Annotated in this window: 26 protein-coding genes; 7 read left to right on the top strand and 19 right to left on the bottom strand. The window is 70.0% G+C overall.

The features are described from left to right. Positions 1-2 precede the first annotated feature (2 nt). Positions 3-878: an aminoglycoside phosphotransferase family protein gene (locus AC1MEQ_RS10820; protein ID WP_479790616.1), complete on the top strand. Its 876-nt coding sequence runs from the start codon at positions 3-5 to the stop codon at positions 876-878. A gap of 39 nt (positions 879-917) precedes the next feature. Here the strand turns inward: AC1MEQ_RS10820 and panC are convergent, their stop codons facing one another. The 14 genes from panC to dacB form a co-directional block, all read right to left on the bottom strand. Next, positions 918-1877 (bottom strand): pantoate--beta-alanine ligase, encoded by a 960-nt coding sequence (panC, locus tag AC1MEQ_RS10825; protein ID WP_479790618.1) that lies wholly within the window; start codon positions 1875-1877, stop codon positions 918-920. Between the two features lie 33 nt (positions 1878-1910). Continuing rightward, positions 1911-2786: a Rossmann-like and DUF2520 domain-containing protein gene (locus AC1MEQ_RS10830; RefSeq protein WP_479790621.1), complete on the bottom strand. Its 876-nt coding sequence runs from the start codon at positions 2784-2786 to the stop codon at positions 1911-1913. After that, a complete protein-coding gene (locus tag AC1MEQ_RS10835) occupies positions 2779-4332 on the bottom strand; it encodes a PH domain-containing protein (RefSeq protein WP_479790623.1) in 1554 nt (517 codons plus the stop codon). Before AC1MEQ_RS10835 ends, AC1MEQ_RS10830 begins: the two co-directional genes overlap by 8 nt. Beyond that, a complete protein-coding gene (locus AC1MEQ_RS10840) occupies positions 4329-4841 on the bottom strand; it encodes a PH domain-containing protein (protein WP_479790624.1) in 513 nt (170 codons plus the stop codon). The genes AC1MEQ_RS10835 and AC1MEQ_RS10840 overlap by 4 nt, the downstream gene beginning before the upstream one ends. Beyond that, a complete protein-coding gene (locus tag AC1MEQ_RS10845) occupies positions 4822-5325 on the bottom strand; it encodes a DUF3180 domain-containing protein (RefSeq protein ID WP_479790626.1) in 504 nt (167 codons plus the stop codon). Before AC1MEQ_RS10845 ends, AC1MEQ_RS10840 begins: the two co-directional genes overlap by 20 nt. Positions 5326-5329: 4 nt before the next feature. Next, positions 5330-5836, bottom strand: a complete 507-nt coding sequence (gene folK / locus AC1MEQ_RS10850) for a 2-amino-4-hydroxy-6-hydroxymethyldihydropteridine diphosphokinase (RefSeq protein ID WP_479790628.1) — start codon at positions 5834-5836, stop codon at positions 5330-5332. Further along, entirely contained in the window at positions 5833-6228 is a 396-nt protein-coding gene (folB, locus tag AC1MEQ_RS10855) for a dihydroneopterin aldolase (protein ID WP_479790630.1), read from the bottom strand. The genes folK and folB overlap by 4 nt, the downstream gene beginning before the upstream one ends. A 2-nt stretch (positions 6229-6230) precedes the next feature. Beyond that, on the bottom strand, positions 6231-7175 hold the full coding sequence (gene folP / locus AC1MEQ_RS10860; protein WP_479790632.1) for a dihydropteroate synthase: 945 nt from the start codon (positions 7173-7175) through the stop codon (positions 6231-6233). Positions 7176-7181: 6 nt separating this feature from the next. Then, complete coding sequence (gene folE, locus AC1MEQ_RS10865) at positions 7182-7793, bottom strand: GTP cyclohydrolase I FolE (RefSeq protein WP_479790634.1); 612 nt, start codon at positions 7791-7793, stop codon at positions 7182-7184. A gap of 25 nt (positions 7794-7818) precedes the next feature. Further along, complete coding sequence (ftsH, locus tag AC1MEQ_RS10870) at positions 7819-9945, bottom strand: ATP-dependent zinc metalloprotease FtsH (protein ID WP_479790636.1); 2127 nt, start codon at positions 9943-9945, stop codon at positions 7819-7821. 150 nt (positions 9946-10095) lie between these two features. Further along, the gene (hpt, locus tag AC1MEQ_RS10875; RefSeq protein WP_479790638.1) at positions 10096-10647 is read right to left on the bottom strand and encodes a hypoxanthine phosphoribosyltransferase; all 552 of its coding nucleotides are present in this window, start codon (positions 10645-10647) and stop codon (positions 10096-10098) included. A 60-nt stretch (positions 10648-10707) separates the two neighbouring features. Then, on the bottom strand, positions 10708-11757 hold the full coding sequence (gene tilS, locus AC1MEQ_RS10880) for a tRNA lysidine(34) synthetase TilS (protein ID WP_479790640.1): 1050 nt from the start codon (positions 11755-11757) through the stop codon (positions 10708-10710). 2 nt (positions 11758-11759) lie between these two features. Next, the gene (locus tag AC1MEQ_RS10885) at positions 11760-12914 is read right to left on the bottom strand and encodes a zinc-dependent metalloprotease (protein WP_479790642.1); all 1155 of its coding nucleotides are present in this window, start codon (positions 12912-12914) and stop codon (positions 11760-11762) included. Between the two features lie 18 nt (positions 12915-12932). Further along, the gene (gene dacB, locus AC1MEQ_RS10890; protein WP_479790645.1) at positions 12933-14480 is read right to left on the bottom strand and encodes a D-alanyl-D-alanine carboxypeptidase/D-alanyl-D-alanine endopeptidase; all 1548 of its coding nucleotides are present in this window, start codon (positions 14478-14480) and stop codon (positions 12933-12935) included. A gap of 128 nt (positions 14481-14608) precedes the next feature. Here dacB and AC1MEQ_RS10895 point away from each other — a divergent pair, with 128 nt between their 5' ends. The 4 genes from AC1MEQ_RS10895 to AC1MEQ_RS10910 are packed head-to-tail and all read left to right on the top strand — an operon-like array spanning position 14609 to position 17244. After that, positions 14609-15136, top strand: a complete 528-nt coding sequence (locus tag AC1MEQ_RS10895) for an inorganic diphosphatase (protein ID WP_479790647.1) — start codon at positions 14609-14611, stop codon at positions 15134-15136. A gap of 16 nt (positions 15137-15152) precedes the next feature. Next, positions 15153-15890 carry a membrane protein YczE gene (gene yczE, locus AC1MEQ_RS10900; RefSeq protein WP_479790649.1) on the top strand — a complete coding sequence of 246 codons (738 nt, stop codon included), beginning with the start codon at positions 15153-15155 and terminating at the stop codon, positions 15888-15890. 20 nt (positions 15891-15910) lie between these two features. Next, positions 15911-16549: a hypothetical protein gene (locus AC1MEQ_RS10905; RefSeq protein WP_479790651.1), complete on the top strand. Its 639-nt coding sequence runs from the start codon at positions 15911-15913 to the stop codon at positions 16547-16549. After that, the gene (locus AC1MEQ_RS10910; RefSeq protein ID WP_479790653.1) at positions 16546-17244 is read left to right on the top strand and encodes an HAD family hydrolase; all 699 of its coding nucleotides are present in this window, start codon (positions 16546-16548) and stop codon (positions 17242-17244) included. Before AC1MEQ_RS10905 ends, AC1MEQ_RS10910 begins: the two co-directional genes overlap by 4 nt. Here AC1MEQ_RS10910 and AC1MEQ_RS10915 read toward each other — a convergent pair. Beyond that, positions 17223-17981, bottom strand: coding sequence for a MerR family transcriptional regulator (locus AC1MEQ_RS10915; protein WP_479790655.1), 759 nt, complete (start codon positions 17979-17981; stop codon positions 17223-17225). The genes AC1MEQ_RS10910 and AC1MEQ_RS10915 overlap by 22 nt on opposite strands. 173 nt (positions 17982-18154) lie before the next feature. On the opposite strand from AC1MEQ_RS10915, the gene AC1MEQ_RS10920 reads away from it, so the two are divergent. Continuing rightward, on the top strand, positions 18155-18574 hold the full coding sequence (locus AC1MEQ_RS10920) for a DUF1761 domain-containing protein (RefSeq protein ID WP_479790657.1): 420 nt from the start codon (positions 18155-18157) through the stop codon (positions 18572-18574). Between the two features lie 19 nt (positions 18575-18593). Here AC1MEQ_RS10920 and AC1MEQ_RS10925 read toward each other — a convergent pair whose 3' ends face one another. Together AC1MEQ_RS10925 and serS are read right to left on the bottom strand one after the other, a co-directional pair. Beyond that, entirely contained in the window at positions 18594-19424 is an 831-nt protein-coding gene (locus tag AC1MEQ_RS10925; protein ID WP_479790659.1) for an HAD family hydrolase, read from the bottom strand. Positions 19425-19575: 151 nt separating this feature from the next. Continuing rightward, entirely contained in the window at positions 19576-20862 is a 1287-nt protein-coding gene (gene serS, locus AC1MEQ_RS10930) for a serine--tRNA ligase (RefSeq protein ID WP_479790661.1), read from the bottom strand. Positions 20863-20901: 39 nt separating this feature from the next. Between serS and AC1MEQ_RS10935 the strand changes: the two genes are divergently transcribed. Next, a complete protein-coding gene (locus tag AC1MEQ_RS10935) occupies positions 20902-21954 on the top strand; it encodes a diacylglycerol/lipid kinase family protein (protein WP_479790663.1) in 1053 nt (350 codons plus the stop codon). 22 nt (positions 21955-21976) lie between these two features. Here AC1MEQ_RS10935 and pheA read toward each other — a convergent pair whose 3' ends face one another. Together pheA and AC1MEQ_RS10945 are read right to left on the bottom strand one after the other, a co-directional pair. After that, entirely contained in the window at positions 21977-22912 is a 936-nt protein-coding gene (gene pheA, locus AC1MEQ_RS10940) for a prephenate dehydratase (RefSeq protein ID WP_479790665.1), read from the bottom strand. Then, the gene (locus AC1MEQ_RS10945) at positions 22909-23235 is read right to left on the bottom strand and encodes a rhodanese-like domain-containing protein (RefSeq protein WP_479790667.1); all 327 of its coding nucleotides are present in this window, start codon (positions 23233-23235) and stop codon (positions 22909-22911) included. Before AC1MEQ_RS10945 ends, pheA begins: the two co-directional genes overlap by 4 nt. Positions 23236-23256: the final 21 nt, after the last annotated feature.

The raw sequence follows: 23256 nt of genomic DNA on the forward strand, positions 1-23256 counted from the left end.
GATTGCCCTCCTGGAGCCATCCGGGCCTCTCGGACCGGCAACGGGACTACCTGGAGAACTCCTACCCGGGAGCCGTGATCGAGGCCGATCACAGCTGGCCGTACGGCATCACCGTGCTCGAATTCGTGCACGACGACCGACGACTCCTGCTCAAGGCCAGTGCAACGTCGCACCACCTGGAGCGCGAGTACCGGGCACACACCCGCTGGTTGGAAAACCTGGGCGGCGACGTGCCCGCCCTGGTCCGCTACGACGCCTTGGCGGGAGTCCTCGTGAAGACCTTCCTCCCCGGCCGGATCGCCCTGGGCTCAGCCCAGGAGCACGACCCCGGCTCCTTCCGACAGGCCGGGGCACTGCTGGCACGGCTGCACCGCGGGACCGCCCCCCGGCGTGCGCCGCACTATGAGGAATCCATGACCACCAAGACACGTGTCTGGTTGGGCCGGGCCGCAGGGCTGGCCTCGACGGAACAGCTGGGGCGCGTGGCCGACTGGTTGGATGGCTTCCGGCCCCAACCGGTGGAACTGGTCCCCACACACGGGGACTACCAGCCCCGGAACTGGCTGGTCCGGCCCGGCGGAAAGATCGCCGTCATCGACTTCGGCCGGGCCGAGCTGCGTCCCTGGTACTCGGATCTGGTGCGGATGGACCACCACGACTTCGTGCTCCGCCCCGACCTCCGGACCGCCTTCATGGACGGCTACGGCCCCGAGCCCGACTCTGCCGCCGGACCGGGTGATGGGTTTCCTGCGCCCGGTCGTCGGCTCGACGAGTTGATGCAGGCCCTCGGCACCATCGTGTGGTCGCGGGAGGTGGGCGATGCGGGCTTCGAGGAACACGGTCGATCCATGCTCACCCGCATCCTGTCCCGGCCGTAGCGCCGAGGGCGATCGTGCACGGCGGCGGGGGGCCGCCGGTCAGGCGTCCCCGAGGGGCATGTTGTCGATCAGCCGGACGGAGCCCACTCGTGCGGCCACCAGGACCAGCCCGCTGCCCGTGAACGGGGTCTCGCGGCAATTGAAGGCCAGCGGCTCCAAGGTATCCGGGTCGACGACCTCGAGGTAGTCAAGGTCAACGAGTGGTTGGCTGGCGATGAGCGCCTCGGCGTCGTCGATCATCAGGGCCTCATGCGCCTCGGCACGATCCCGCAACAGGAACAGCGCCCGGCTGAGGACCAATGCCGCCTCGGCCTGCTCCGGGGTGAGGAAGCGGTTGCGGCTCGACAAGGCCAGCCCCTCCGGGGACCGCACGATCGGCACTGCGCGGATCTGGACGGGGTAGGCCAGATCGGCGACCATGCGGCGGATGATGGCCAGCTGCTGGGCGTCCTTCTGCCCGAAATAGGCGCTGTACTCCACGGGGACCGCAGCCAGGGCGGGCGGTGCGGCGTGGTGCAGCAGCGGGGCCACGACGGCGAGCATCCCGTCGAAGTGGCCGGGACGGGACGCCCCCTCGAACTTCTCCCCCAGCTTCCCGCTGGAGAGGCGGACCAGCGGCGCCCCCTGTGGATAGACCTCGGCGTCCCCGGGCGCGAAGACGATGTCCGCTCCCGCGCGGGCCACCAGGTCGATGTCGGCGTCCAGCGTGCGCGGGTAGCGCTCGTAGTCTGCCGGATCGTCGAATTGCAACGGGTTGACGAACACGGAGACGACGACGACGTCGTTGGCCGCGCGGGCGGCTTCCACCAGGTGCCCGTGCCCCGCATGGAGTGCCCCCATGGTGGGGACCAACGCCAGGCGCCGGGTCTGCCCCGCGGGTGCCGCTTCTTCCAGAAGCCGTGCCGAGAGGCTCCGCAGTTCCCCGGCCGTGCGGGCCAGAAGTGGGCGCGCGGCACCCGTGTGGGTGCCGTCGTCGTGCAGGGTTTCTTCGGTCTTCACGCGTCGAGTCTAGCGCCGTCGTGCATGCGCGGGTCAGGCCAGGGCGTCGAGGATCGCGGCGGCCTGGGCCTCGGTGAGCAGGCCGCGGTCCAGGGCGCGCTGGGCGGTGGCGCGGCCCATGGCCAGGTACGCGTCGCGGATGTCCGCCGGGACGTTTCCTGCGGCCAGGGCGGCACGGTGCACGTCGATCGTCCCGGTGTCCCCGCGGGCCACCGGACCGGTCAGGGCGCCCTCGCCGGAGGCCAGGGCGTTCTCCAGCGACCCGCGCATCAGCGGTCCCAGGACTCGTTCGGGCGCCTCGACACCGATGCGGCGCAGCAGTTCGGCCGACTGGCCCGCGATGGTGACCAGGTGGTTCGAGGCGTGGGCCAGGGCCGCATGGTAGGTGCCGCGGTCGGACTCCTCGATGACCGTGGACTCGGCGCCCATCTCGACGACCAGGGCCTGGGCGATCGGCAGGACCATCGAGGACGCGGTGACCCCGAACATGCAGTCCTGCAGGCGATCCAGGTCCAGGCTCATCCCGGTGAAGCTCATCGCCGGATGGATGGCCAGCGGGATCGCCCCCGCCGCCTGGGCGGGGGCCAGGATGCCGGTGCCGTAGCGGCCGGCGGTGTGGACCACCAGCTGTCCGGTCTGCCAGTGGCCGGCGTCGGCCAGGCCCTGGACCAGCGGGGCGAGCGCGTCGTCGGGGACGGCCAGGAGCACGAGTTCGGAGCGCCTGACGATTTCCGGTATATCCAGCACGGGTACCCCGGGCAGCAGCGCGTCGGCGCGGTCGCGGGAGGTTTCGGAGACGGCGTGGACGCCGACGACCGCGTGTTCGGCGGCGCGCAGTGCGGCGCCGAGCACGGCGCCGACCTTGCCGGCGCCGATGATGCCGACGCCCAGACGGCCGGGTTTAACCATGGTGTTCCCCTTCAAGCCAGTGGTCGCGGTCGTTGAGCCGCCGGGCGGTTGCAGCGCGGTCGGCCTGGGTCATGAACAGCTCGCGTCCGGCGTCCAGCCCCATCTGCTTGACCCGCGGCGAGATCGGCCCATCGGTGGTGCACAGCTGGATCCCGGTCAGCCCGAGCCTGCGGTCCAGCGGACCCTGGGTCAGCAGGATGCCCTGGATGCGTTCGTGGGCGACGATGACCAGCGAGTGGATGAGCACCCCGGCCCGGGAGAACAGCGCGGTGTCCGTGACCGCAAACCCCTGGCGGCGGTAGGCGAACGGCGAGAGCCAGCGGGCGCTGCGGGGCGACGTGGTGAACCCCTCGGCACTTCCGGCCCCGGCGATGCCGGCGTCGACGAGTTCGGCCGGGCGGCCGGTGCCGGGGTCGGGCAGCACGATGCCCAACACGTTGAGGACATCCTGCCGGGTGCCGACCGGCAACAGGGTGGAACGCAGGGTGGCGTCCTCGCCCTGGCCGCCGTATCCAGCGACGTTCACGACGACCTTGTGCCACCCGAAGCGGCGCCAGATGACGCCCTGGGTGACCATGACCGCCTGGACCCGGCCCGGGGGGACGGTCTGGTGGCGGGTGTCGAGCAGCCCGTAGCTCAACCGCAGGCCGTCGGCTCCCATGGCTGCCCGGAAGTTGTAGCCCTGGTTGAACTGGCCCCAGAGTGCGGGCACGACGCCGATGAAGAACGGGATCATGTACAGCAGCGTGAATTCACCGTGCGAGGCGATGGTCGCGATGATCCCCCCGACGACCGCCAGCACCGTGAATCCGATCCAAGGTGAGAGCAACGTGGCGGCGATCAGGCGTTTGGGTGGGACCACCGCGACGACCCGTTCCGGGGCCTCCGGGGCCCCGGGGTGGACGCGGTGCGTGGTCGGTGCGGCAGCCCCTGCGGCATGGGCGGGAGCCGGGGGCAGCCGGGGGGCTCCGTCGTCGTTCCCGGGCCCGGTCGCTTCGGCGGCCGGGGCACGAACCTGTTTCAGGCCGGCGGCCCGGGCCAGGATGTCGTTGCGCAGCGCCTTGGCATCATCGATCCTGATGAAGGCCAGGCGCATCGCGGTGGCCCCGGCGTCCGCGACCTCGAACTTGAGTTCGGCCAGGCCGAAGATCCGTGCCAGCAGGGGCTGGACGATGTCGATGGCCTGCACCCGGTCGATGCGGGCCTGGCGCTGCTGGCGGAAGACGACGCCGGAATTGATGTTCACGTGCCGTTCGGTCACCTGGTACTTGGTGAAGTACCAGGACAGGAAGAAGACGCCCATGATCAACAGCAGGATGCCGAGGCCGCCGACGATGAGCCAGACCAGCCCGGGAGCGAAGGACCAGCCTCCGCCGTCATCTGAACGGTCGCCGGCATTGAAGATGTTCTCGATCCAGTTCTGGCCGAAGAAGTACAGGATCGCCAGCACCGCGATCCAGCCGCGGATTAGCGGGGAGACCGGGTGGACGCGCTGCCAGGGGACCGTGTCCTCCGGGGGATCCGGGACGGTGGTTTCGCCGTTCACAGCCCGGCCAGCCTCGCCTCGCCGCGGGCCGAGAGTCGTTCGCGCAGGCGGGTCCCCTCGGCGGCGGGCAGCCCGGGGATTTCGGCCTTGGCCGTGGTGGAGGCGGTATGGAGCTGGACCTTGCACAACCCCAGCGCGCGGTCCACCGGACCGACGGCGACATCGACGTATTGCATGCGCCCGTACGGGACCACCAGGACCTTCTGGAACATGAGGCCGCTGCGGATGAGCAGGTCGTCGTCGCGCTCGGCATAGCCGATGGCGCGGACCTGGCGCGGGATGACGACCATGCGGGCCAGGTCGGCCACGACGGCGACGCCGAGCAGGCCCCAGGCCAGCCAGGCGGGGTATCCGGGCCAGACGCCGGTGAGCATGAGCACCAACGGGACGGCCAGCACGGCCCAGGTGATCAACGCCGAGATCCCCCAGCCAACCAGCCGGACCTTGGCATAGGCCGGGGAGACCCGTTGGAACGTCAGTCCCGTCGGGTCAATTGGTTCCTGCGGCATACCCCTCGTCCCCCTTGCGCTCCCGGCCCCGGGATTCCGGGGCGGATGGGTCGTCGGGCGGTAGCTTGCAGAACTGTTCGACGACCCATCCCACAATAACCATGACCAGCGAGGCAACAATCATCACCAAGGATGAGATCACGACCTGGTTGCCCAGCCCCGCGCCGCGGACCAGGTCCAGCAGGATGCCGGCATGCCACCCGGCGATGAGGGAACCGGCGTAGGCGGTGGCCTGGGCCAGGACCAGGGTGCGGGCGGCCTGCAACGGGTCGAGCCGCCGCTTGAGCTTGCCCTGCGTGTAGCGGCGCACACGCCAGCCGAAGCCGAAGGTGATCGTCATCCCGGCGACCATGGTCACCAGCGAGGGCCATTGCAGGACCGGGGAGGTGTAGCCGTTGCCCGTCAGCGCCACCTGCGCGACCCACCCGAGGAGGGTGGAACCCAGGAGAATCAGCAGCAGCCACAGCGGGCGGATCGTGCTCATGTCATCAGCCGTCCCCGCCGGGGGTGTAGACGGCCAGGCCGTCGCGGTCCGCCGCCCGTGCCGCCAGGTCGGCGACCCGGTCTCCCCCCAGGCGCGCCTCCGGATCCATCCAGGCCCAGGGCTGGAGCACGAAGGCCCGCTCGGCGGCCCGGGGGTGGGGCAGGGTGAGGACCTCGTCGTCGGAGGTGGTGTCACCGTACGTGATGATGTCGACGTCCAGGGTACGCGGCCCCCACCTCACCTCGCGGGTGCGGTGATGGTGCTGCTCGACCGCCTGGCAATGGCGCAGCAACTCCAGCGGCGCCAACGTGGTCTCGACCTCCAGGACCAGGTTCAGGAAGTCGGGCTGTCCGGCGGGACCGCCGACCGGCTTGGTCTGCACGACGTCGGAGACCCGGCACAGCCGCACGGCGGGGCCGGACGTGAGTTCGGCGACCGCGTCCGACAGGGTCGTGGAGCGTTCCCCGAGGTTGCCGCCCAGGGCCAGGACGGCGCGGACCGGGGTGGTCATGTGCGTTCCCGGTGGATCTGGATGCTCACGTCGCCGAAGGGGACCTCGATCGGGGCCTGGGGCTTGTGCACGGTGATGTCCACCGCCGCGACGTCGAACTCGGCGAGCACCATGGAAGCCAGTTCCCCGGCCAGCTTCTCGATGAGGTTGTACGGCCCGGAGCCGATCACGTCGGTCACCCGTTCGGCGAGCACGCCGTAGTGGGCGGTATCGGTGACATCGTCGGAGGCCTCGGCGGCCCGGTTGTCGGTATGCAGGACGACGTCGACGACGAACGGCTGGCCGTCGCGCTTCTCGTGCTCGAAAACCCCATGGTGGCCGATGGCCGTGATCCCGTTGAGCACGATCCGGTCCCGGCTCCCGGGTGGCATCGCCGGCTGCGGGGTGGCCATGGTCAGGACCTCGCCGCGGCTGTCCGTACGGCGGCGACCGAGGCCGGATCTGCCCAGGCACGCGCCACCTTGAGAGCGTCGAGGGTTCCCTCGACGTCGTGCACCCGCACGCACCAGGCGCCGGCAGCCGCGGCCAGGGCACTCGTGGCCGCGGTGGCCACGTCGCGTTCCGTCGGGGCGGCGGGCTTGCCGCCCTCGGTGAGCAGCGACCCGAGGAACCGCTTCCTGGAGGTGCCGATGAGGACCTTGTGGCCCAGTGCCTTCAGTTCGGGGATCGCCTTGAGCAGCGCCCAGTTGTGCTCGGGGTCCTTGGCGAAGCCCAGCCCGGGGTCGATGATGATCTGCCCTGGCGCGACGCCCGCGTCGGTGAAGGTGTCCCGCAGGCCCTTCAGCTCGTCCAGGACCTCGGCGACGACGTCGTCGTAGGTGGCCTCGGTGACCATGGACTTCTGGTCGCCCCGGCGGTGCATCAGCACGTAGGGGGCCTTGGACTCGGCGACGAGCCCCGGCATATCCGGCTCATGGGTGAGTCCGGAGACATCGTTGACGATGTGGGCGCCGGCCTCGAGGGCTGCCCGTGCGGTGGAGGTGTGCATCGTGTCGACCGAGACGATGGCGCCGGCCTTGACCAGGGCGGCGACCACCGGGACGATCCGTCCCCGCTCCTCGGCGGGGTCCACGTAGTCGGCACCGGGCCGGGTCGATTCGCCGCCGACGTCGATGATGTCGGCACCGGCATAGAGCATCCGCAAGCCGTGCTGGATGGCGTCGTCGGCCTTCAGGTATTTACCGCCGTCGCTGAAGGAGTCCTGGGTGACGTTGAGGATGCCCATGACCAGTGTGCGGTCGGTGGGGAGGTCGCCGACGGTCTTGGGGGTCTTGACGGCGCGGACGACGGGCAGGGGCGAGGTGGCGGGTCCGGTTCCGGGGACTGCTCCGAGGGACATGGTGACCTACTTTCCGAGAATGAGGCTCATGGCCTCTGAGCGCGTTGCCGGTTCACGCAGTTGGCCGCGCACGGCACTGGTCACCGTCTTGGCGCCGGGTTTGCGCACGCCGCGCATGGACATGCACAGGTGTTCGCATTCGATGACGACGATGGCTCCCCGCGGCTGCAGGTGCTCCATGAGGGCCATGACGATCTGGGTGGTCAGGCGTTCCTGGACCTGGGGGCGGCGGGCGTAGAGTTCCACCAGCCGGGCCAGCTTGCTCAGCCCGGTGACCTTGCCGTCCCGCCCCGGGATGTAGCCGATGTGCGCACTGCCATGGAACGGGACCAGGTGGTGCTCGCACGTCGAGTAGAACGCGATGTCCTTGACCAGCACCAGTTCGTCGTGGTCGATGTCGAACGTGGTGGAGAGCAGTTCCGCCGGGTCCTGGTGCAGGCCCGAGAAGAACTCGGTGTAGGCCTTGGCCACCCGCTTCGGGGTGTCCACCAGCCCGTCACGATCGGGGTCTTCGCCGATGGCCACCAGGATCTCTCGCACCGCACGGGCGATGCGTTCCTGGTCCACGGGACTGGCGGATCCGGACACGATGGTGTCCTGCTCATCAAAGGTGCTCACAGTTCCGATCCTAGCTTGCGCCGGGTCAGCCGAGGTGGCCGGGCCCGCCCTGGCCCGCGTCGCCCGGGGTCGTTCCGCCGGGGTGTCCGGGACCGAATCCGCCGTCGCCGCCCGCATCGGGGCCGGGGTTCCCGCCCGGCAGGGCCGGGCCGGAGCCCGGGTCCACGACGGTATCCGGGTGTCCTTGGACATCGTCGGCAGCCGGCTCGCCGGCGGCGGCGCGTTCGGCGGCCTGGCGGCGTTCCAGCGGCGAAAGGACAGGACCCTCGGGGTGGACGGGGCGGCTGGACTTGGAGAGCCAGACGTCGCGTTCGGGGCGCTTGACGATGTCGTGGAAGACCCCGGCGAGCTCCTTCTGGTTCAGGGTCTCCTTCTCCAGCAGTGCCAGGGCCAGGCGGTCGAGCACATGGCGGTTCTCGGTCAGCACGGCGTAGGCCTCGTCGTGGGCCTCGTCGATCAGCGAGCGCACCTCCTCGTCGATGACCCCGGCCATGGCGTCGGAGTAGTTGCGTTCGGCGCCGCCCTCACGGCCCATGAAGGGTTCCCCGCCGGCGGAGCCGAGCTTGACGGCTCCGATGCGCTCGCTCATGCCGTACTGGGTGACCATCATGCGGGCCGTGCCGGTGGCCTTTTCGATGTCGTTCGAGGCACCGGTGGACGGATCGTGGAAGATGATCTCCTCGGCGACGCGCCCGCCCATGGCGTAGGCCATCTGGTCCAGCAGCTCGTTGCGGGTGACGGAATACTTGTCGTCCTCCGGGACCACCATCGTGTAGCCCAGGGCACGGCCGCGGGGCAGGATGGTGACCTTGGTGACCGGTGCCGTCTGGCGCATGGCCGCGGCGACGAGCGCGTGCCCGCCCTCGTGGTAGGCGGTGATCTTGCGTTCGTGTTCCTTCATCAGCCGGGAGCGCTTCTGCGGCCCGGCCATGACGCGGTCGATGGCCTCGTCGAGGGCGCGGTCGTCGATGAGCTGGGCGTTGGAGCGGGCGGTCAGCAGCGCCGCCTCGTTGAGCACGTTGGCCAGATCGGCACCGGTGTAGCCGGGGGTCTTCTTCGCCACCGCCCTCAGGTCGACGTTCTCGGCCATCGGCTTGCCCTGGGCGTGGACGTTCAGAATCTGTTCGCGTCCGACCAGGTCGGGGGCCTCCACCGGGATCTGCCGGTCGAAGCGGCCCGGGCGCAGCAAGGCGGGGTCCAGCACATCGGGGCGGTTGGTGGCGGCGATGAGGATGACGTTGGTGTTCGCGTCGAAACCGTCCATCTCCACCAGGAGCTGGTTCAGCGTCTGTTCGCGTTCGTCGTTGCCGCCGCCGACACCGGCACCGCGGTGGCGGCCGACGGCGTCGATCTCGTCGACGAAGATGATGGCCGGGGAATTGGTCTTGGCCTGCTCGAAGAGGTCGCGGACGCGGGAGGCGCCGACGCCGACGAACATCTCGACGAAGTCCGAACCGGAGATCGAGTAGAACGGCACGCCCGCCTCGCCGGCGACGGCCTTGGCGAGCAGGGTCTTGCCCGTGCCCGGAGGACCGTAGAGCAGGACGCCCTTGGGAATCTTCGCGCCCACGGCCTGGAATTTCGCGGGCTCCTCCAGGAACTCCTTGATCTCGTGCAGCTCCTCGACGGCCTCCTCGGCGCCGGCGACGTCGGCGAAGGTCACCTGGGGCATGTCCTTGGTGATCAGCTTGGCCTTGGACTTGCCGAACTGCATGACCTTGGATCCACCGCCCTGGGCGCGCGACATCAGGAACCAGAACAGCAGGGCGATCAGCAGGAACGGGATGATGAACCCGAGCATGCTCACGAACCAGTTGCTTTCCACCGGCTGGTCGGTGAAGCCCTTGAGCTGGGCGTCGTCGATGGCCTGGACGACGTCGTCGGCGCGGGCGGTGGAGTAGTAGAAGGAGACCTTCTTGCCCTTGTTCTCGCCGTCCAGGGTGAAGTCGTCCTTCAGGGACAGGTCCACGCGCTGGTCGCCGTCATAGATCTTGGCCTCGGTGGCCTTGTTGTCCTCGAGCAGTTGCAGCCCGACGCTGGTGTCGACACGCCCGTTGTTCCCCGAGGTCAGGGTCGGCAGGAACAGGAGCAGTGCCGCGACACCGATCAGGACCCAGACGGCCCAGCTGTTGAAGATCTTCTTGAAGTTCATGCGTTGGGGGCCCGACCCCCATCCCTCCTGGTCGCGGACGACGACGCGCCCGGATGTTTCGTGAGTACCACCATCAGTACACCCTCGTCCCTACACACGCTTGAGCGCGCCGGGGAGTTCCCCTGATGGCGTAAGCATCCCGCCGGCGTGCTAGGCGTAGACGTGCGGGGCCAGCGTGCCGATGAAGTCCAGGTTGCGGTACTTCTCGTCGAAGTCCAGCCCGAAGCCGACCACGAATTCGTTGGGGATCTCCATGCCGACGTACTTCACGTCGATCTCGACCTTGGCGGCCTCGGGCTTGCGCAGCAACGTGCAGATCTCCACCGACGCCGGGCCGCGGGAGATGAGGTTGGCCTTGAGCCAGGACAGCGTCAGGCCGGAGTCGATGATGTCCTCGACGATGAGCACGTGCTTGCCCAGCAGATCGGTGTCCAGGTCCTTGAGGATGCGCACGACGCCGGAGGACTGCGTGCCGGAGCCGTAGGAGGAGACGGCCATCCAGTCCATCGAGACGTGGGAGTGCAGCGCCCGCACCAGGTCTGCCATGACCATCACCGCGCCCTTGAGCACCCCGACGACGAGGATGTCGCGGCCGGCGTAGTCCGCGTCGATCCGGGCGGCCAGCTCGTTGATCTTCTCCTGGATTTCTTCCTTGGTGTACAGAACGTGTGCCAGGTCGGCGGTGACGTCGTTCGAATCCACGAATGGCTCCTGTGATCGGTTGTGCCTGCGCAGCGGCTCAGAGGGAGTGCGCCTGAGGGTTCAAGATTGCCACAGGGAGGCTGCCAGCGCAGAACCGGGGCCGTCGACCGCGATCACCGCGCCGGCGGATCCGGGGTGCGTGCCGGCCCGGTGCCGGGTGGCGTGCGCGTGTCCGTCGAGCTGGATCGGCCCGGCGGATCTGCCGTCACGGACCAGGCGCTCCAGGGCCGCGGTCCGCTCGAAGTCCGGCGCCGGTGCACCACACAGTACGACGGCGGTGCGCAGCACCCGGGTCAGGAGGGCGTCGTCGAGGGCACGCAGGCCGGCCAGGTCCAGCACCACGGGCACCACCCCGGCGGCGGTGCACAACACCCGTGCCAGCGCCGCCTCGGCCGCGCCGTCCAGGAAGTCGGCGTCGCGCCGGGCCAGCGTCGCGGTACGGGCCAGCGACTCCGCCAGCCCGGGCCCCAACGCGCCATCCAGGGCCGGAAGCAGTTCGCGCCGGATGCGGTTGCGCAGCACGGTCGTGTCGGCATTCGTGGGGTCGGTCCAGTAGTCCAGCCCCTCGTGGGCGCAGATGGCCTCGGTGTCGGTGCGCCGCAGGCCCAGCAGCGGCCGCAGGTACGGTCCGCGGGCCGCGGGCATGCCGGACAGCGACCGGGTGCCGGACCCGCGGGCCAGGCCCAGCAGCACCTGTTCGGCCTGGTCGTCCAGGGTGTGGCCGAGCAGGATGGCGGCGGCCCCGGTGCCGGCGAGCGCTGCATCGAAGGCGGCGTAACGGGCCGTGCGGGCGTGCGCCTCGGTGGAACCGGCCGGCTCGACCCGGCGGATGAGCACCGGATCCAGGCCGAGCCCGCGCAGCTGGCCGGCGGCTCCCGCCGCGACGTCGGCGCTTCCATCCTGCAGCCCGTGGTCCACGACGAGGGCCCCGGCCCGCAGCTTCCCCGCCCGGGACACAAAGGCCGTCGCCGCGGCCAGGGCCAGGGAATCGGCCCCGCCGCTGCAGGCGACCAGGACGAGCGGTCGGGGGTCCTCCGGGACCACACCCCGGACCGCTTCCAGCACCGCGCGGCGCGCCCGGGCCAGCCCCGGAGGCAGGTGGCCGCCCATGGCTAGGGCGCCGGCTGGACGGCCACGCGGTCGATCCACTCGCGGGGGTGGTGGATCTCGTGTTCGGTCGGCAGGTTCTCCACCCGTTCCCAGACGGCGTTGAACCCCTCCATCCCGATCTCGCGGACGACGGCGTCCACAAAGCGCTGCCCGTCACGGTACTGGCGCATCTTCGCCTCCAACCCCAGGAACCGGCGGATCCATGTCTCCACGGCCCCCCGGCTGCCGCCGCGGGCGTTGAAGCGCTGGCGGATGGTCTTCACGGTCGGCACGATGGAGGCGTCGACGGCGTCCATCACCACATTGGCGTGGCCCTCCAGCAACGACATCACCGCCGTCAGGTGGCTGAGCAGGGCCTGGCCCTCGGGGTCCTGCAGCACGGAGAGCAGCCCGGCGGAGGAGGGGGCATCCGCGTCGGTTCCAGCCGCCGTCGTGCCCTGCCGGCGCTTGGCGTTGATCGCGGCCATGGCGTCCTGCCCCGCGGCCTTGAGCCGTTCGGCCAACCCGCCCGGGGCGTCCAGCAGCCCGCCGGTCATCTGCGCGATCGTGTCCTGCAGGTGGTCGCGCAGCCAGGGTGCGGCGGCGAACTGGACGCGGTGGGTCTGCTCGTGCAGGCAGACCCACAACCTGAAGTCCTCCGGCTCCACGTGCAGTTCGCGCTCGATCTCCACGATGTTGGGGGCGACCAGGAGCAGCCGGCCGCCCGCGGGACCGCCGCCCAGCAGGCCGGCGAACGGGTCGTACTGGCCCAGCACCTTGGAGGCGAGGAAGGCGAGGATCCCGCCGAGTTCCACGCCCGCGGCGCCGCCGCCGACCGCCACGGCGGCGGGCGACATCTTCCCCTTCTGGGAGGCGACGAGCTGCTCCATGGCCGGGGCGAGCAGCCCCTGGTAGCTCTGCACGTTGGCGCGCGCCCAGGTGCCGCGGTCCACGACCAGGACGGTGGAATCGCGCAGGTCCCGGGCCGCGTCCAGGCCGGTGATGCGGTGGACGTGTTCGACGGAGGCGTCGGCCTTGGCGCGCAGGTCGGCGACGACGGTGCCGATCTGCCGGGCGGTGAGCTTCGGGCCGGGGCCGACGAGGCGTTCGGCGGTGCCACCGGCGACGTCCCAGTTGATGAGCTGCGTGTTCGGGGCGGAAGTCTCCATGCCTCCCATCACATCACGCGGCGGCCCCTAGGAGGTACAGCCGCACCCGGCCAGCACCGCTGCCGCCCGGTCCAGTCCGGCCCGTGCCGGGTCCAGCGACCCGAACCCGTGCCCGAAGAAGGCGAAGGCCAGGACCCGGCCGTCGGCGGTGACCGCCGTGCCGCTGAGGGTCGCGATGCCGGTGAGCGTCCCGGTTTTCGCGCGGATCTCCCCGCGGGTCGCCGCCGACGTCAGGCGGTGTTCCAACGTTCCGGTGGCCCCGGAGATCGGCAGCAGGTAGGACACGTCGCGCAGGTCCGGGTCCGGGGAGGTGGCCGCCGCACGGATGATCCCGGTGAGCTGGCGCGGGCTGATGCGGTTGCGGTCCGACAGGCCCGACGTGTCGGCCAGGGACATCCCGGCCACGTCGATGCCGAGGTCGGCGGCGGTCGCCCGGAGCGTGTCGGTGGCCCCGCCGAAGGTAGCCGGGCGCCCGGCGGCGATGGCCGCCAGGCGGCCCATGGCCTCGGCCACGTAGTTGTCCGATTCCTCGCCCATGAACGCCAGCTGGTCCACGATCGGTGCGGAACGGACCTCGGCGAGTCGTTCCGCACCGGGGCCGGCCTCACCGCGCACCACGCCGCCGGCGATGCCGATCCGCGGTGCCCGGCCATCCGCCGGGGTGGAGGGAGAGGCGGATGCGGAGGCCCCGGAGGTGGCTGCGCTGGTCGGCCCGGCCGAGGGCGACGCGGGGCCGGCGGTGTCTGCCTTTTTCTGCTCGGCGGCCAGGGCCTTGCCGAGCGCGGTCCGGAACACGGTGGCGGCGGTCATGGCCGGGTCCTTCACCCGGGTGCTCTTCGGGCGGGCGTCCTTGCGCGCGCCGTACATGGCCAGCGGCTGGACGGCGGTGATGTTCGAGGTGGTCATGAGCGATTCGTCCCAGACGGGATTGAGCGTGGCCCCGGTGAAGAGGGTGTCGTCGAGCACCACCTGCAGCCGGGTGGTCGACCCGGCGGCGAAACGGCCGGAGTCGAACAGGGCGGCCGCGGTCTTCGCCGCCAGCGTCGCCAGGCCGGCGCGGCTGACGGTCGCGTCGGGTTCGGAGGTCCCGGCGCCGAGCAGCACGTCCCCCCCGCCGACGAGGACCACGGTGTCATCGGAGCCGAGCACCGCCGTCGTGGGCAGGGTGCTTTCCCCGCCGAGCTGCTTCAGGGCCGCCACCGCGGTGAGGATCTTCAGGTTCGACGCCGGGGCGCTGGCCTGGTTGCCGTGCCTGCTGTAGAGCGTCTTGCCGGTGGCCACGTCGGTGACCTCGGCGGTGAAGCCCCCGCCCTTCGTCTTCGCGAAGGCGGCGTCGAGCTGCTTCTTCAGGACGGCCGCCTGCGGCAGCTTCCCCTGCGTGCCCAGCGGTGCAAGGGCCGTCGCGCTGGCCGGGGCCAGGCTGGGGGCCGCCGACGGTTCCGCGGTGGGTGCGGGGGCCGACGCGGCGGGCGCGTGCAGGAACACGGGCAACAGGTTCAGCACCAGCACGCCCACGAGGGACCCCAGCACCAGGACCAGCAGCAAGGACGTGGTCGTCCGCATTGCACGTTTCATCGGCTTGTTCCTCAACTAGTGGTTGCCCCGCGCCGCCATATAGTCTGGGGGCAGCAGCTTTAAGCCTAGACGGCGTGCGGCCGATTTCCGTTCGGGGCCGCCCCGCAGCACGAAAGTCGAGGACCCCCATGAACCATGACGTCACCATCGAGATCCCCACGGGATCGCGCGTCAAGTACGAGATCGACCACGAGACGCACCGCCTGCGGCTGGACCGCGTGCTGTTCACCTCCATGCAGTACCCGACGAACTACGGCTACTTCGAGGACACCCTGGGCGAGGACGGCGACCCGCTGGACGCGCTGGTCTTCCTGCCCGGCGTCGAGCTGATCCCGGGCGTGCTCGTCGAGTCCCGCCCGATCGGCGTGTTCAACATGACCGACGACGGCGGCGGCGACGCCAAGCTGGTCTGTGTCCCGGCCGACAAGCGCTTCGACCACATCCGCGAACTCGAGGACCTCGACGAGTGGCTGGTCAAGGAGATCGAGCACTTCTTCACCCGGTACAAGGACCTCGAGCCGGGCAAGTGGGTCAAGAACGAGGGCTGGGAGGGCCGCGAGGCCGCCGAGGCCGAGCTCGCCCGCTCCATCGAACGCTTCACCCAGGCCGGCCAGGAGTCCGAGGAGGACGAGCCGCAGGGTCGCGACGTCGACTAGCAGCCCGGCGACCACCGTGCCCTCCACCCCGCGTGCCCGGCTGCTTCCGCTGACTCCGTTGGAGCAGTTGCGGGCGGGCCGGTTGCCGTCCCGGTTGGTGCGCCTGTTCATCGGGCTCACCTTCTTCGGGGTGGCCATGGGCGCGTTCGTGCGGGCCGGCCTCGGGGTCGCCCCCTGGGACGTGCTGCACCTGGGCCTGGCGCGGCACATCCCGTTGAGCCTGGGCACGATCATCATCATCGTGGGCCTGCTGGTGCTGCTGGCCTGGATCCCGCTGCGCCAGTGGCCCGGCCTGGGAACGATCGCCAATGCCATCTGGATCGGTGTTTCGGCCGACTTCACGCTCTGGCTGCTGCCGGAGATCCACGGGCTGGCGCTCCAGATTTCCGTGATCGTCGTGGCCCTGGTGGTCAATGGCCTCGGCGGTGCCCTGTACATCGGCAGCCAGTTCGGTGCCGGCCCGCGCGATGGGCTGATGACCGGCCTGCATCTGCGCACCGGTTGGAGCCTGCGCCTGATCCGCACGGGCATCGAGGTCACCGTCCTGGCCATCGGCTGGCTGTTGGGTGGGACCGTGGGCCTGGGGACCGTCGCCTACGCCCTGCTCATCGGGCCTGCAACGCAGTTCTTCCTGCGCTGGACGATCGTCGAGCTCACCCCGCCGCGCCTGGCCGGCCTCCAGGCACCGGCCAGGGCCACGACGCACTGCCCCGGCGACGGCGGCACGACTCCCGAATCAACCGAAAACGGTTGATCATCGGGCAGACTGGTGCCATGTTCGTCCTCACCATCAACCAACGGGATTCGCGCGAGGTCGGGGACCGCGTCGAGGATCTGATCCGTGCCCTCGAGTACGTGCCGGCCTTGGTTCCCTTCCAACGTTCCTTCGGCGACGAGGCCATCGGCGTCCTGACCGACCCGTCCCATGTCGTCGATGCGGCACTCGCGGCCCTGCGGCAACACCGCTGGCACGTCGGCATCGGGGTCGGGCCCGTGCAAATGCCGTTCCCGGCATCGATTGCCGACGCCGAGGGCTTCGGCCTGGTCTACGCACGCCGTGCGGTAAACCGGGCGCAGAAAACCGGGGAACGCATTCCGTTGGCCGTCGACGGGCCGGATGCGGACGTGGCCGTCGAGGCGGAGTCGGTCGCCCGGCTGGTCGGGCAGATCGTCACGACGCGCACCGAGGCCGAGTGGGCCGTGCTGGACCTGATGATCCCCGGGGTCCGCGGGCAGCAAAAGGCCATCGCCGCCGAGCTGGGCATCACCGCGCAGGCGGTGTCCAAGGCCGTGGTCCGTTCCAACTGGAACGAGGAGTGGGCGTGTCGGCCGGCGGTGGCGCGGTTGCTGTCGCTGGTGGCCGGCCCCGCCGAGCTTCCGGCAGACGCCTACCCCTATGAGCCGGGCCGGTGAGCACGCTGGGCGAGGACGTCGGCGGAGTGCGGCCCGGGCTGGTCATCTTCGATTGCGACGGCGTGCTGGTCGACTCCGAACGCCTCGCGACGGCCATCGAGGCACGGACCCTCACCGCGATGGGCCACCCCCACACGCAGGCCGAGGTCGTTGCCGCGTTCATGGGCCGATCCGCGGTCGACGCGTTCGCGCTGCTGACGGACCTGCTGGGGCCGGACCGTGCCCGGGAATTCGACGAGCGGTCCACCGCCGAGACCCGGGAGGCCTTCGCCCGCGAGTTGGCCCCCGTCCCGGGCGTCGTGGCGGTCCTGGACGCCGTGGATTCGAGCGGAATCCGCTCCTGTGTGGCATCCTCCGGGACCCATGCCCGCATGGACCGCACCCTGGGGACCACGGGCCTCCTGGACCGGTTCGCCGGACGCATCCACTCCGCCGAGGATGTGGAGCGGGGCAAGCCCTGGCCGGATGTCTTCCTCCATGCCGCGGCCTGCGAGGGCGTCGACCCCGCGGACTGCGTGGTCATCGAGGACAGCGTCAACGGGGTCCTGGCGGCACGGGCCGCGGGCATGGACGTGTACGGCTTCGCCGGCGGGCTGGCAGCGGCCGATGACTTGCGGAAGGCCGGTGCCACCACGTTCGTGGACATGGCCGACCTCCCGGCCCTGCTCGGTCTCTACAGCTCGCGCTCGGCGTAGAGCGCCAACGCGTCCCGCACGAAGACGGCCCCCTCGGTCCCGCCGTAGTTGGCCCCGAAACGGGGATCGTCGACGTACATCTGGCCGAGACCGGTCACGTACCCCCGCAGGTCACCGCCGGGCTCGCTGGCTGGGGTTCCCGGGACCGAGGCCAGCCACTCGACCTGCCGGCGCGCCAGTTCCTGCGCCTCCGCCGAACCGGGGTCCGTGCCACGGCTGGCGGCCTCGTCCCAGTCGGCAGCGAGGGTGGCGACCCGTTGTTTCCAGTCCCGCCGCGCGGCGGCATCGAGGCCCCTCCACCAGGCGTCGCCCCGGGCGTAGGCGTCCTTGCCCCAGCGTTGCCCGACCTCCTCGCGGTGCACGGTGTGGTCGAACCCGTCAAACATGTCCTGGGCCATGGGAACCCCTCCTTCGGTGATGGTGGTGATCGTGCGTTCCACCGAGGCGATCTGCCGGTCCAAGCGCCGGCGTTCCTGTTTGAGCCAGTCCACGTGTGTCCCCAGGGCCTCGGCCGTCCCGACGGGACGGTCGAGGATCCCGGCGATGGCCGGAAGCCCCAGGCCGAGTTCGCGCAGGAGCATGATCCGTTGCAGCCGGTGCAGCGCGTCGGCGTCGTAGTGGCGGTACCCGTTGGAGGCGATGCGGCTCGGTGGAAGGAGCCCGATGTCGTCGTAGTGGCGCAGGGCCCGGCTGGTGGTGCCCGCCAACGTGGCGATCTGCTGGATCGACCAGTCCATGTCCCGGCCTCCTTTCGTCTCGGTCAAGCCAGCGTAGGGGTTGCCGCAACGTCAAGGTCAAGGGGGCGTGCCAACCGGCACTATCGGGACGGGATTCGCCGTCGTACACTCAGGTCAGCACCGGTTTCCCGGTGCTCCCGCAGGACGGGTTGACTCGAGGCAGGGAGTTCGCCGTGGTTCCGGAAATCAACGTGTGGGGCGTTCTCGTCGCCGCAGTGTCGACCATGGTGGTCGGGTCGATCTGGTACACCCCGAAGGTCTTCGGCACCTACTGGATGCGGGTCGCCAAGGTCGACCCCGGCGGCGATGCGCGCGGCGTCTGGAAACCGATCGTGCTCACGTTCGCCGTCAGCCTCGTCAGCGCGTGGGTCCTGGCCGGGTCGGCCGTGATCGCCCAGGGCTTCTACGGTGGCAGCTTCCTGGCCAATACCCTGGTCACCGCGCTCATCCTGTGGGCCGGGTTCACCGCGGCGCGGTTCATCACCCACGACGCGTTCGAGGGCCGGCCGGTGGGCCTGACGGTGCTGAATTGCGCCCACGAACTGGTGACCTTTGCGGTCATGGCGCTCGTGATCGGACTCTTCGGCCCGTAACGGGCCCCGGGGCCGCGGGCTACAGCAGGCTGCGCAACACGCGTGCCAAGCCGTCGTCGTCGACGGAGTCGGTGACCTCGTCGGCCGCAGCCTTGACCTCGTCCGGCGCCTGGCCCATGGCCACCCCGCGACCGGCCCATCCGAGCATCTCGATGTCGTTGCGGCCATCGCCGACGGCCACCGTGTGCTCCAGGGAGTAGCCCAGCTCGCCACGCAGGGCCTCGATCGCGCTGGCCTTGGTGATGCCCTCCGCGGCGATGTCCAACCAGGCGGTCCAGCCGACGGAATAGGTGACCCCGTGTAGGCCGATGGCGCTCACGGCCTTGCCGAACTCCTCGGAGGACGAGTCCGTGGAGAAGACGACCAGGCGCACCGCCGTCGCCTCCATCAGCTGCTCGAAGGGGACGGCCTGGGCCTCCACGCCGAAACTGGCGTCCTGGAAGCGTTCGGTGGACAGGAAGTTGCCCTGGTCGTCCTCCAGCGCGTATTTGGCGGTCGGCAACGCGTCGCGCAGCGCGCGCAGGGCCGGTGCCGGGTCAAACGTCTTGCGGTCCAATACCTCGTAGCCGGAGGGCAGGGTGGTGTCGATGCGCACGGTCACGCCACCGTTGCTGCACACCGCGTACCCGGATTCGATGCCCAGCAGCTGGACGACGGGCAGCGTGGCCCCGAGCGAGCGCCCGGTCGAGACGATCACCTCGTGGCCGACGTCGACGATGCCGCGCGCGGCCTGCCGGACGGCATCGGACATGTGCCCGTCGTGGTCCACGAGGGTGCCGTCGACGTCCAGGCACACCATCTTCTGGCTGGTGGTCAGTACCCGGTCTTCGGTGCCGGTATTCAATGTCATGGTCATGACTCTAGTCAAACATTCCCGGAGGCGGATGAACATCGACCCGGTCACAGTCGGCGGTGAACGTCCGGGGATGCTTCGGCGAAGCGCGGGTTAACCAACTGCGCGTCTGCCCCGGGGCGGACGCGCCGGCACCACAACGCACGGGTCAGAGGACCGGCAGGACCTCCATGCCGCCCAGGTAGGGGCGCAACGCGCTGGGAACGTTGACGGAACCGTCGGCATTCTGGTGCTGCTCCAGGATCGCTACGATCCAGCGCGTGGTCGCCAGGGTCCCGTTCAGGGTGGCGACGGCACGGGTCTTCCCCGGCTTTCCATCGGCCCCGACGGAGCGTTCACGGATGTTCAGGCGCCGGGCCTGGAACGTGGTGCAGTTCGAGGTGGAGGTCAGCTCGCGGTAGGCGTCCTGCGTGGGGACCCAGGCCTCGCAGTCGAACTTGCGGGCGGCGCTCATGCCCAGATCGCCGGCGGCGGTGTCGATGACCCGGTAGGGCAGCTCCACCTTGGCCAGCATCTCCTCTTCCCAGGCCAGCAGCCGCTGGTGCTCTTCGGCCGCGTCCTCGACGGAGCAGTAGACGAACATCTCGAGCTTGTTGAACTGGTGGACGCGGATGATGCCGCGGGTGTCCTTCCCGGCGGATCCGGCCTCCCGCCGGTAGCACGAGGACCAACCGGCATAGCGCGTGGGGCCCGCCGACAGATCGATGATCTCGTCGGCGTGGTAGCCGGCGAGCGCCACCTCGGAGGTGCCGGTCAGGTAGAGGTCGTCGCGCTCGAGCCGGTAGATCTCGTCGTCGTGCTCGACGTCGAACCCGGTGCCCTGCATGATCTCGGGACGGACCAGCGTCGGGGTGATCATCGGGATGAACCCGTTGGACACGGCCTGGTCCAACGCCATGTTCAGCAGTGCGATCTCCAGCCGGGCGCCGACGCCCTTGAGGAAGTAGAACCGGGAGCCGGAGACCTTGGCGCCGCGTTCCATGTCGATGGCACCGAGCAGCTCACCCAGTTCGAGGTGGTCGCGCGGCTCGAAGCCATCGGCGGTGAAATCTCGGGGCGTGCCCACGGTCTTCACGACGGTGAAGTCATCCTCGCCGCCGGCCGGGGCCCCCTCCTGGATGAGGTTGGGCACGGAGCGCTGCAGGGCCGTCAGTTCCTCCTGGGCGGCGTCGGCGGTGGCCTGCTCGGCCTTCACCCGTGCGGCGAGCTCCTTCACCTCTGCCAGCAGGGCCGCCTTCTCCTCGCCCTTCGCCACGGCGACCTTCTTGCCGAAGGCGTTCTGCTCGGCACGGAGGTTCTCGAAACTGGTGATCGCGTTGCGCCGGGAGGCGTCGGCGGCGATGATCCGGTCCACCACGGATTCATCGGCACCGCGAAAGCGCTGGGAGTCACGGAATGCTGCGGGTTGCTCTACAAGCTCTTTAACGTCGATCACCACTACAGGTTACCGAATCCCGCTATCGTAAGGGGCACCATGACCATCGAATACCTTTCCCTCGTCCTTGTCGTCGTCGCCCTGCTCATCGCCGCGGCAAGCCTCGTCTCCGTGGGCCGCCTACGGGTCAGGGTGCAGGGCATTGCCTCGACCCCTGTGGTTTCCGACGCACTGGCCAGCACCTCCCGCACCGCCCTGGTCATCAACCCCTCCAAGAACGACGCCGATTCCATCCGTTCCGCGGTGATGCTCGCCTGGGCCTCGGCAGGACTCGAGGAGCCGATGGTCCTGGAAACCACGGTCGAGGACCCCGGTTACGGCATGGCCCGCCAGGCCCTGGATGCGGGGTGCGAAGTCGTCATCGCCGCCGGCGGCGACGGGACCGTCCGCGCGGTCGGAGAAGTGATCGCCGGCACCCGCGTCTCCATGGCGATCCTGCCGCTGGGGACCGGCAACCTGCTGGCCCGCAACCTCGGGTTCGATGTCGAGGACCTGAGCGCCTGCGTCCATACGGCGCTGCAGGGGCGCACGCGCGGCATCGACGCGGCGCGGATCGAACTCGAGCGCGCCGACGGCACCACCGACACCAACATCTTCCTGGTCATGGCCGGCATCGGCACCGATGCGGAGATGATGGCCGACACACGCGACGACCTCAAGGCGATGGTCGGGCCGCTGGCCTACGCCGAAGCCGGGATGCGCCACCTGCCGGGCAAGCGGCGGCCGGTGACCATCACCCTGGACGACGGCAAGCCCATGGAGCGCAGCATCCGCTCGGTGATCTTCGCCAATGCCGGAAAACTGCAGGGCGGACTCGAGTTCGTCCCCGACGCCAAGGTCGACGACGGGGTGCTGGACCTGGTGGTGATGAGTCCCCGGTCCGCCATGGGTTGGGCGTGGATCGCGGCGAAGACCGCGCTGCGCCACCGTCGGGCCATCCCCGTGATCGAGTACTTCCAGGCTAAGCGGATCCGCCTCGAATCGCAGGAGGAGATCGGCTCCCAGCTCGACGGCGACACCACCGGGAACGTCCGCGCGGTCACGGTGAGCATCCTGCCGCTCGGGCTCAAGATCCGCGTCCCCGCCTACTGATCCTCCCGCCGGCCCGAAGACCTCAGCCGGCGTCGGCCCGCAACCGGCTGACCCAGGCGTGGGCCTGGGCGAAGGCCTCGTCGGTGTTGTGCCGTTCCGGTGACGGCGTCGGCTCATCGAGCTCGGAGGCGCTGGGGTAGGACCCCAGGAAGCGGATGTCCGGGCTGATCCGGTGCAACCCGGCCAGCGCGTCGGCCATCCGGGCCTCGGCGAGGTGCCCGTCGGCGTCGATGGAGAAGAAGTACGATCCCAGGCCCTCTCCGGTGGGTCGGGATTCGATCCGGCTGAGGTTGACGCCGCGGGCGGCGAATTGTTCGAGGATGCCCATCAGCGCGCCGGGGTGGTCCTCGGGCAGCGGGATGACGACGGTCGTCTTGTCGTTGCCGGTCGGACCGGGGACGGCTCCAGGGCGGGTCACCAGCACGAAGCGCGTGACGGCACCGCTGTTGTCCTCCACGCCGCTCTGCATCAGGTTCAGCGGGTTCTGCTCGAGTACCAGCGGGGAGCAGATGGCCGCGTCATAGCGGCACTCCGGGTCCAGCAGGCCCACTGCCCCGGCGGCCGTGGACGATGCCGGGACGAACTCCGCCCCCGGCAGGTGGGTCTCCACCCACCCCCGGCACTGGGCGATCGCGTGCCCATGCGTCGACACGGTGCGGATCTGGGACAGCTCCGTGATCGAGTCCCGGGCGACCAGCACGAAGGTGATCGGCACCAGCACCTCGCGGACGATCTGCAGGGCGCCACCCCGGGCGATGGCGTCGAGCGTCGCCGACACACCGCCCTCGACCGAATTCTCGATCGGCACCATGGCCGCGTCAGCTTCCCCATCGCGTACTCGTTGCAGGGCCAGGTTCACGCTCGTCGCCGGCAGGCGTTCGCCGTCGGCGACCCCTGGGACCTGCAGGAGTGCCTGTTCGGTGAACGTTCCCGCGGGCCCCAGGTACGTGTACTTCATCGGACAGTGGGCTCCTGCCCGTTTTCGCTGGCGAGCGGCAGTCCCGCTTCGAGCCAGGCGCCGCTGCCACCGGCGATGTTGAGGGCGGTATACCCCTGCCCAACCAGCCAGCCGGCGACCTGCGCGGAACGCCCGCCGGTGCGGCAGATGACATAGGTGTCCTCGTCCGGGTCCAGTTCCTCCAGCCGCTCAGGCAATTCCCCCATCGGGATGTGCACGGCACCGGCTGCGTGGCCTTCGACCCACTCGTAGTCCTCGCGGACATCCAGCACCTTCGCACCGGCCGGTACACCGGTGACCTCGACGGTCTCGAACTCGCTCATCGTCCATCCTTCCAACGGTTT

This window comes from Arthrobacter sp. ASL1 (assembly GCF_056680475.1).

What these genes read in the sequence shown, in the direction of transcription:
- AC1MEQ_RS10830 (WP_479790621.1), bottom strand. Translation starts at nt 2,786, where the DNA reads ATGGTTAAACCCGGCCGTCTGGGCGTCGGCATCATCGGCGCCGGCAAG.
- AC1MEQ_RS10840 (WP_479790624.1), bottom strand. Translation starts at nt 4,841, where the DNA reads ATGCCGCAGGAACCAATTGACCCGACGGGACTGACGTTCCAACGGGTC.
- AC1MEQ_RS10845 (WP_479790626.1), bottom strand. Translation starts at nt 5,325, where the DNA reads ATGAGCACGATCCGCCCGCTGTGGCTGCTGCTGATTCTCCTGGGTTCC.
- folK (WP_479790628.1), bottom strand. Translation starts at nt 5,836, where the DNA reads ATGACCACCCCGGTCCGCGCCGTCCTGGCCCTGGGCGGCAACCTCGGG.
- folB (WP_479790630.1), bottom strand. Translation starts at nt 6,228, where the DNA reads ATGGCCACCCCGCAGCCGGCGATGCCACCCGGGAGCCGGGACCGGATC.
- folP (WP_479790632.1), bottom strand. Translation starts at nt 7,175, where the DNA reads ATGTCCCTCGGAGCAGTCCCCGGAACCGGACCCGCCACCTCGCCCCTG.
- ftsH (WP_479790636.1), bottom strand. Translation starts at nt 9,945, where the DNA reads ATGAACTTCAAGAAGATCTTCAACAGCTGGGCCGTCTGGGTCCTGATC.
- tilS (WP_479790640.1), bottom strand. Translation starts at nt 11,757, where the DNA reads ATGGGCGGCCACCTGCCTCCGGGGCTGGCCCGGGCGCGCCGCGCGGTG.
- AC1MEQ_RS10885 (WP_479790642.1), bottom strand. Translation starts at nt 12,914, where the DNA reads ATGGGAGGCATGGAGACTTCCGCCCCGAACACGCAGCTCATCAACTGG.
- dacB (WP_479790645.1), bottom strand. Translation starts at nt 14,480, where the DNA reads ATGAAACGTGCAATGCGGACGACCACGTCCTTGCTGCTGGTCCTGGTG.
- AC1MEQ_RS10895 (WP_479790647.1), top strand. Translation starts at nt 14,609, where the DNA reads ATGAACCATGACGTCACCATCGAGATCCCCACGGGATCGCGCGTCAAG.
- AC1MEQ_RS10905 (WP_479790651.1), top strand. Translation starts at nt 15,911, where the DNA reads ATGTTCGTCCTCACCATCAACCAACGGGATTCGCGCGAGGTCGGGGAC.
- AC1MEQ_RS10915 (WP_479790655.1), bottom strand. Translation starts at nt 17,981, where the DNA reads ATGGACTGGTCGATCCAGCAGATCGCCACGTTGGCGGGCACCACCAGC.
- AC1MEQ_RS10925 (WP_479790659.1), bottom strand. Translation starts at nt 19,424, where the DNA reads ATGACATTGAATACCGGCACCGAAGACCGGGTACTGACCACCAGCCAG.
- AC1MEQ_RS10935 (WP_479790663.1), top strand. Translation starts at nt 20,902, where the DNA reads ATGACCATCGAATACCTTTCCCTCGTCCTTGTCGTCGTCGCCCTGCTC.
- pheA (WP_479790665.1), bottom strand. Translation starts at nt 22,912, where the DNA reads ATGAAGTACACGTACCTGGGGCCCGCGGGAACGTTCACCGAACAGGCA.
- AC1MEQ_RS10945 (WP_479790667.1), bottom strand. Translation starts at nt 23,235, where the DNA reads ATGAGCGAGTTCGAGACCGTCGAGGTCACCGGTGTACCGGCCGGTGCG.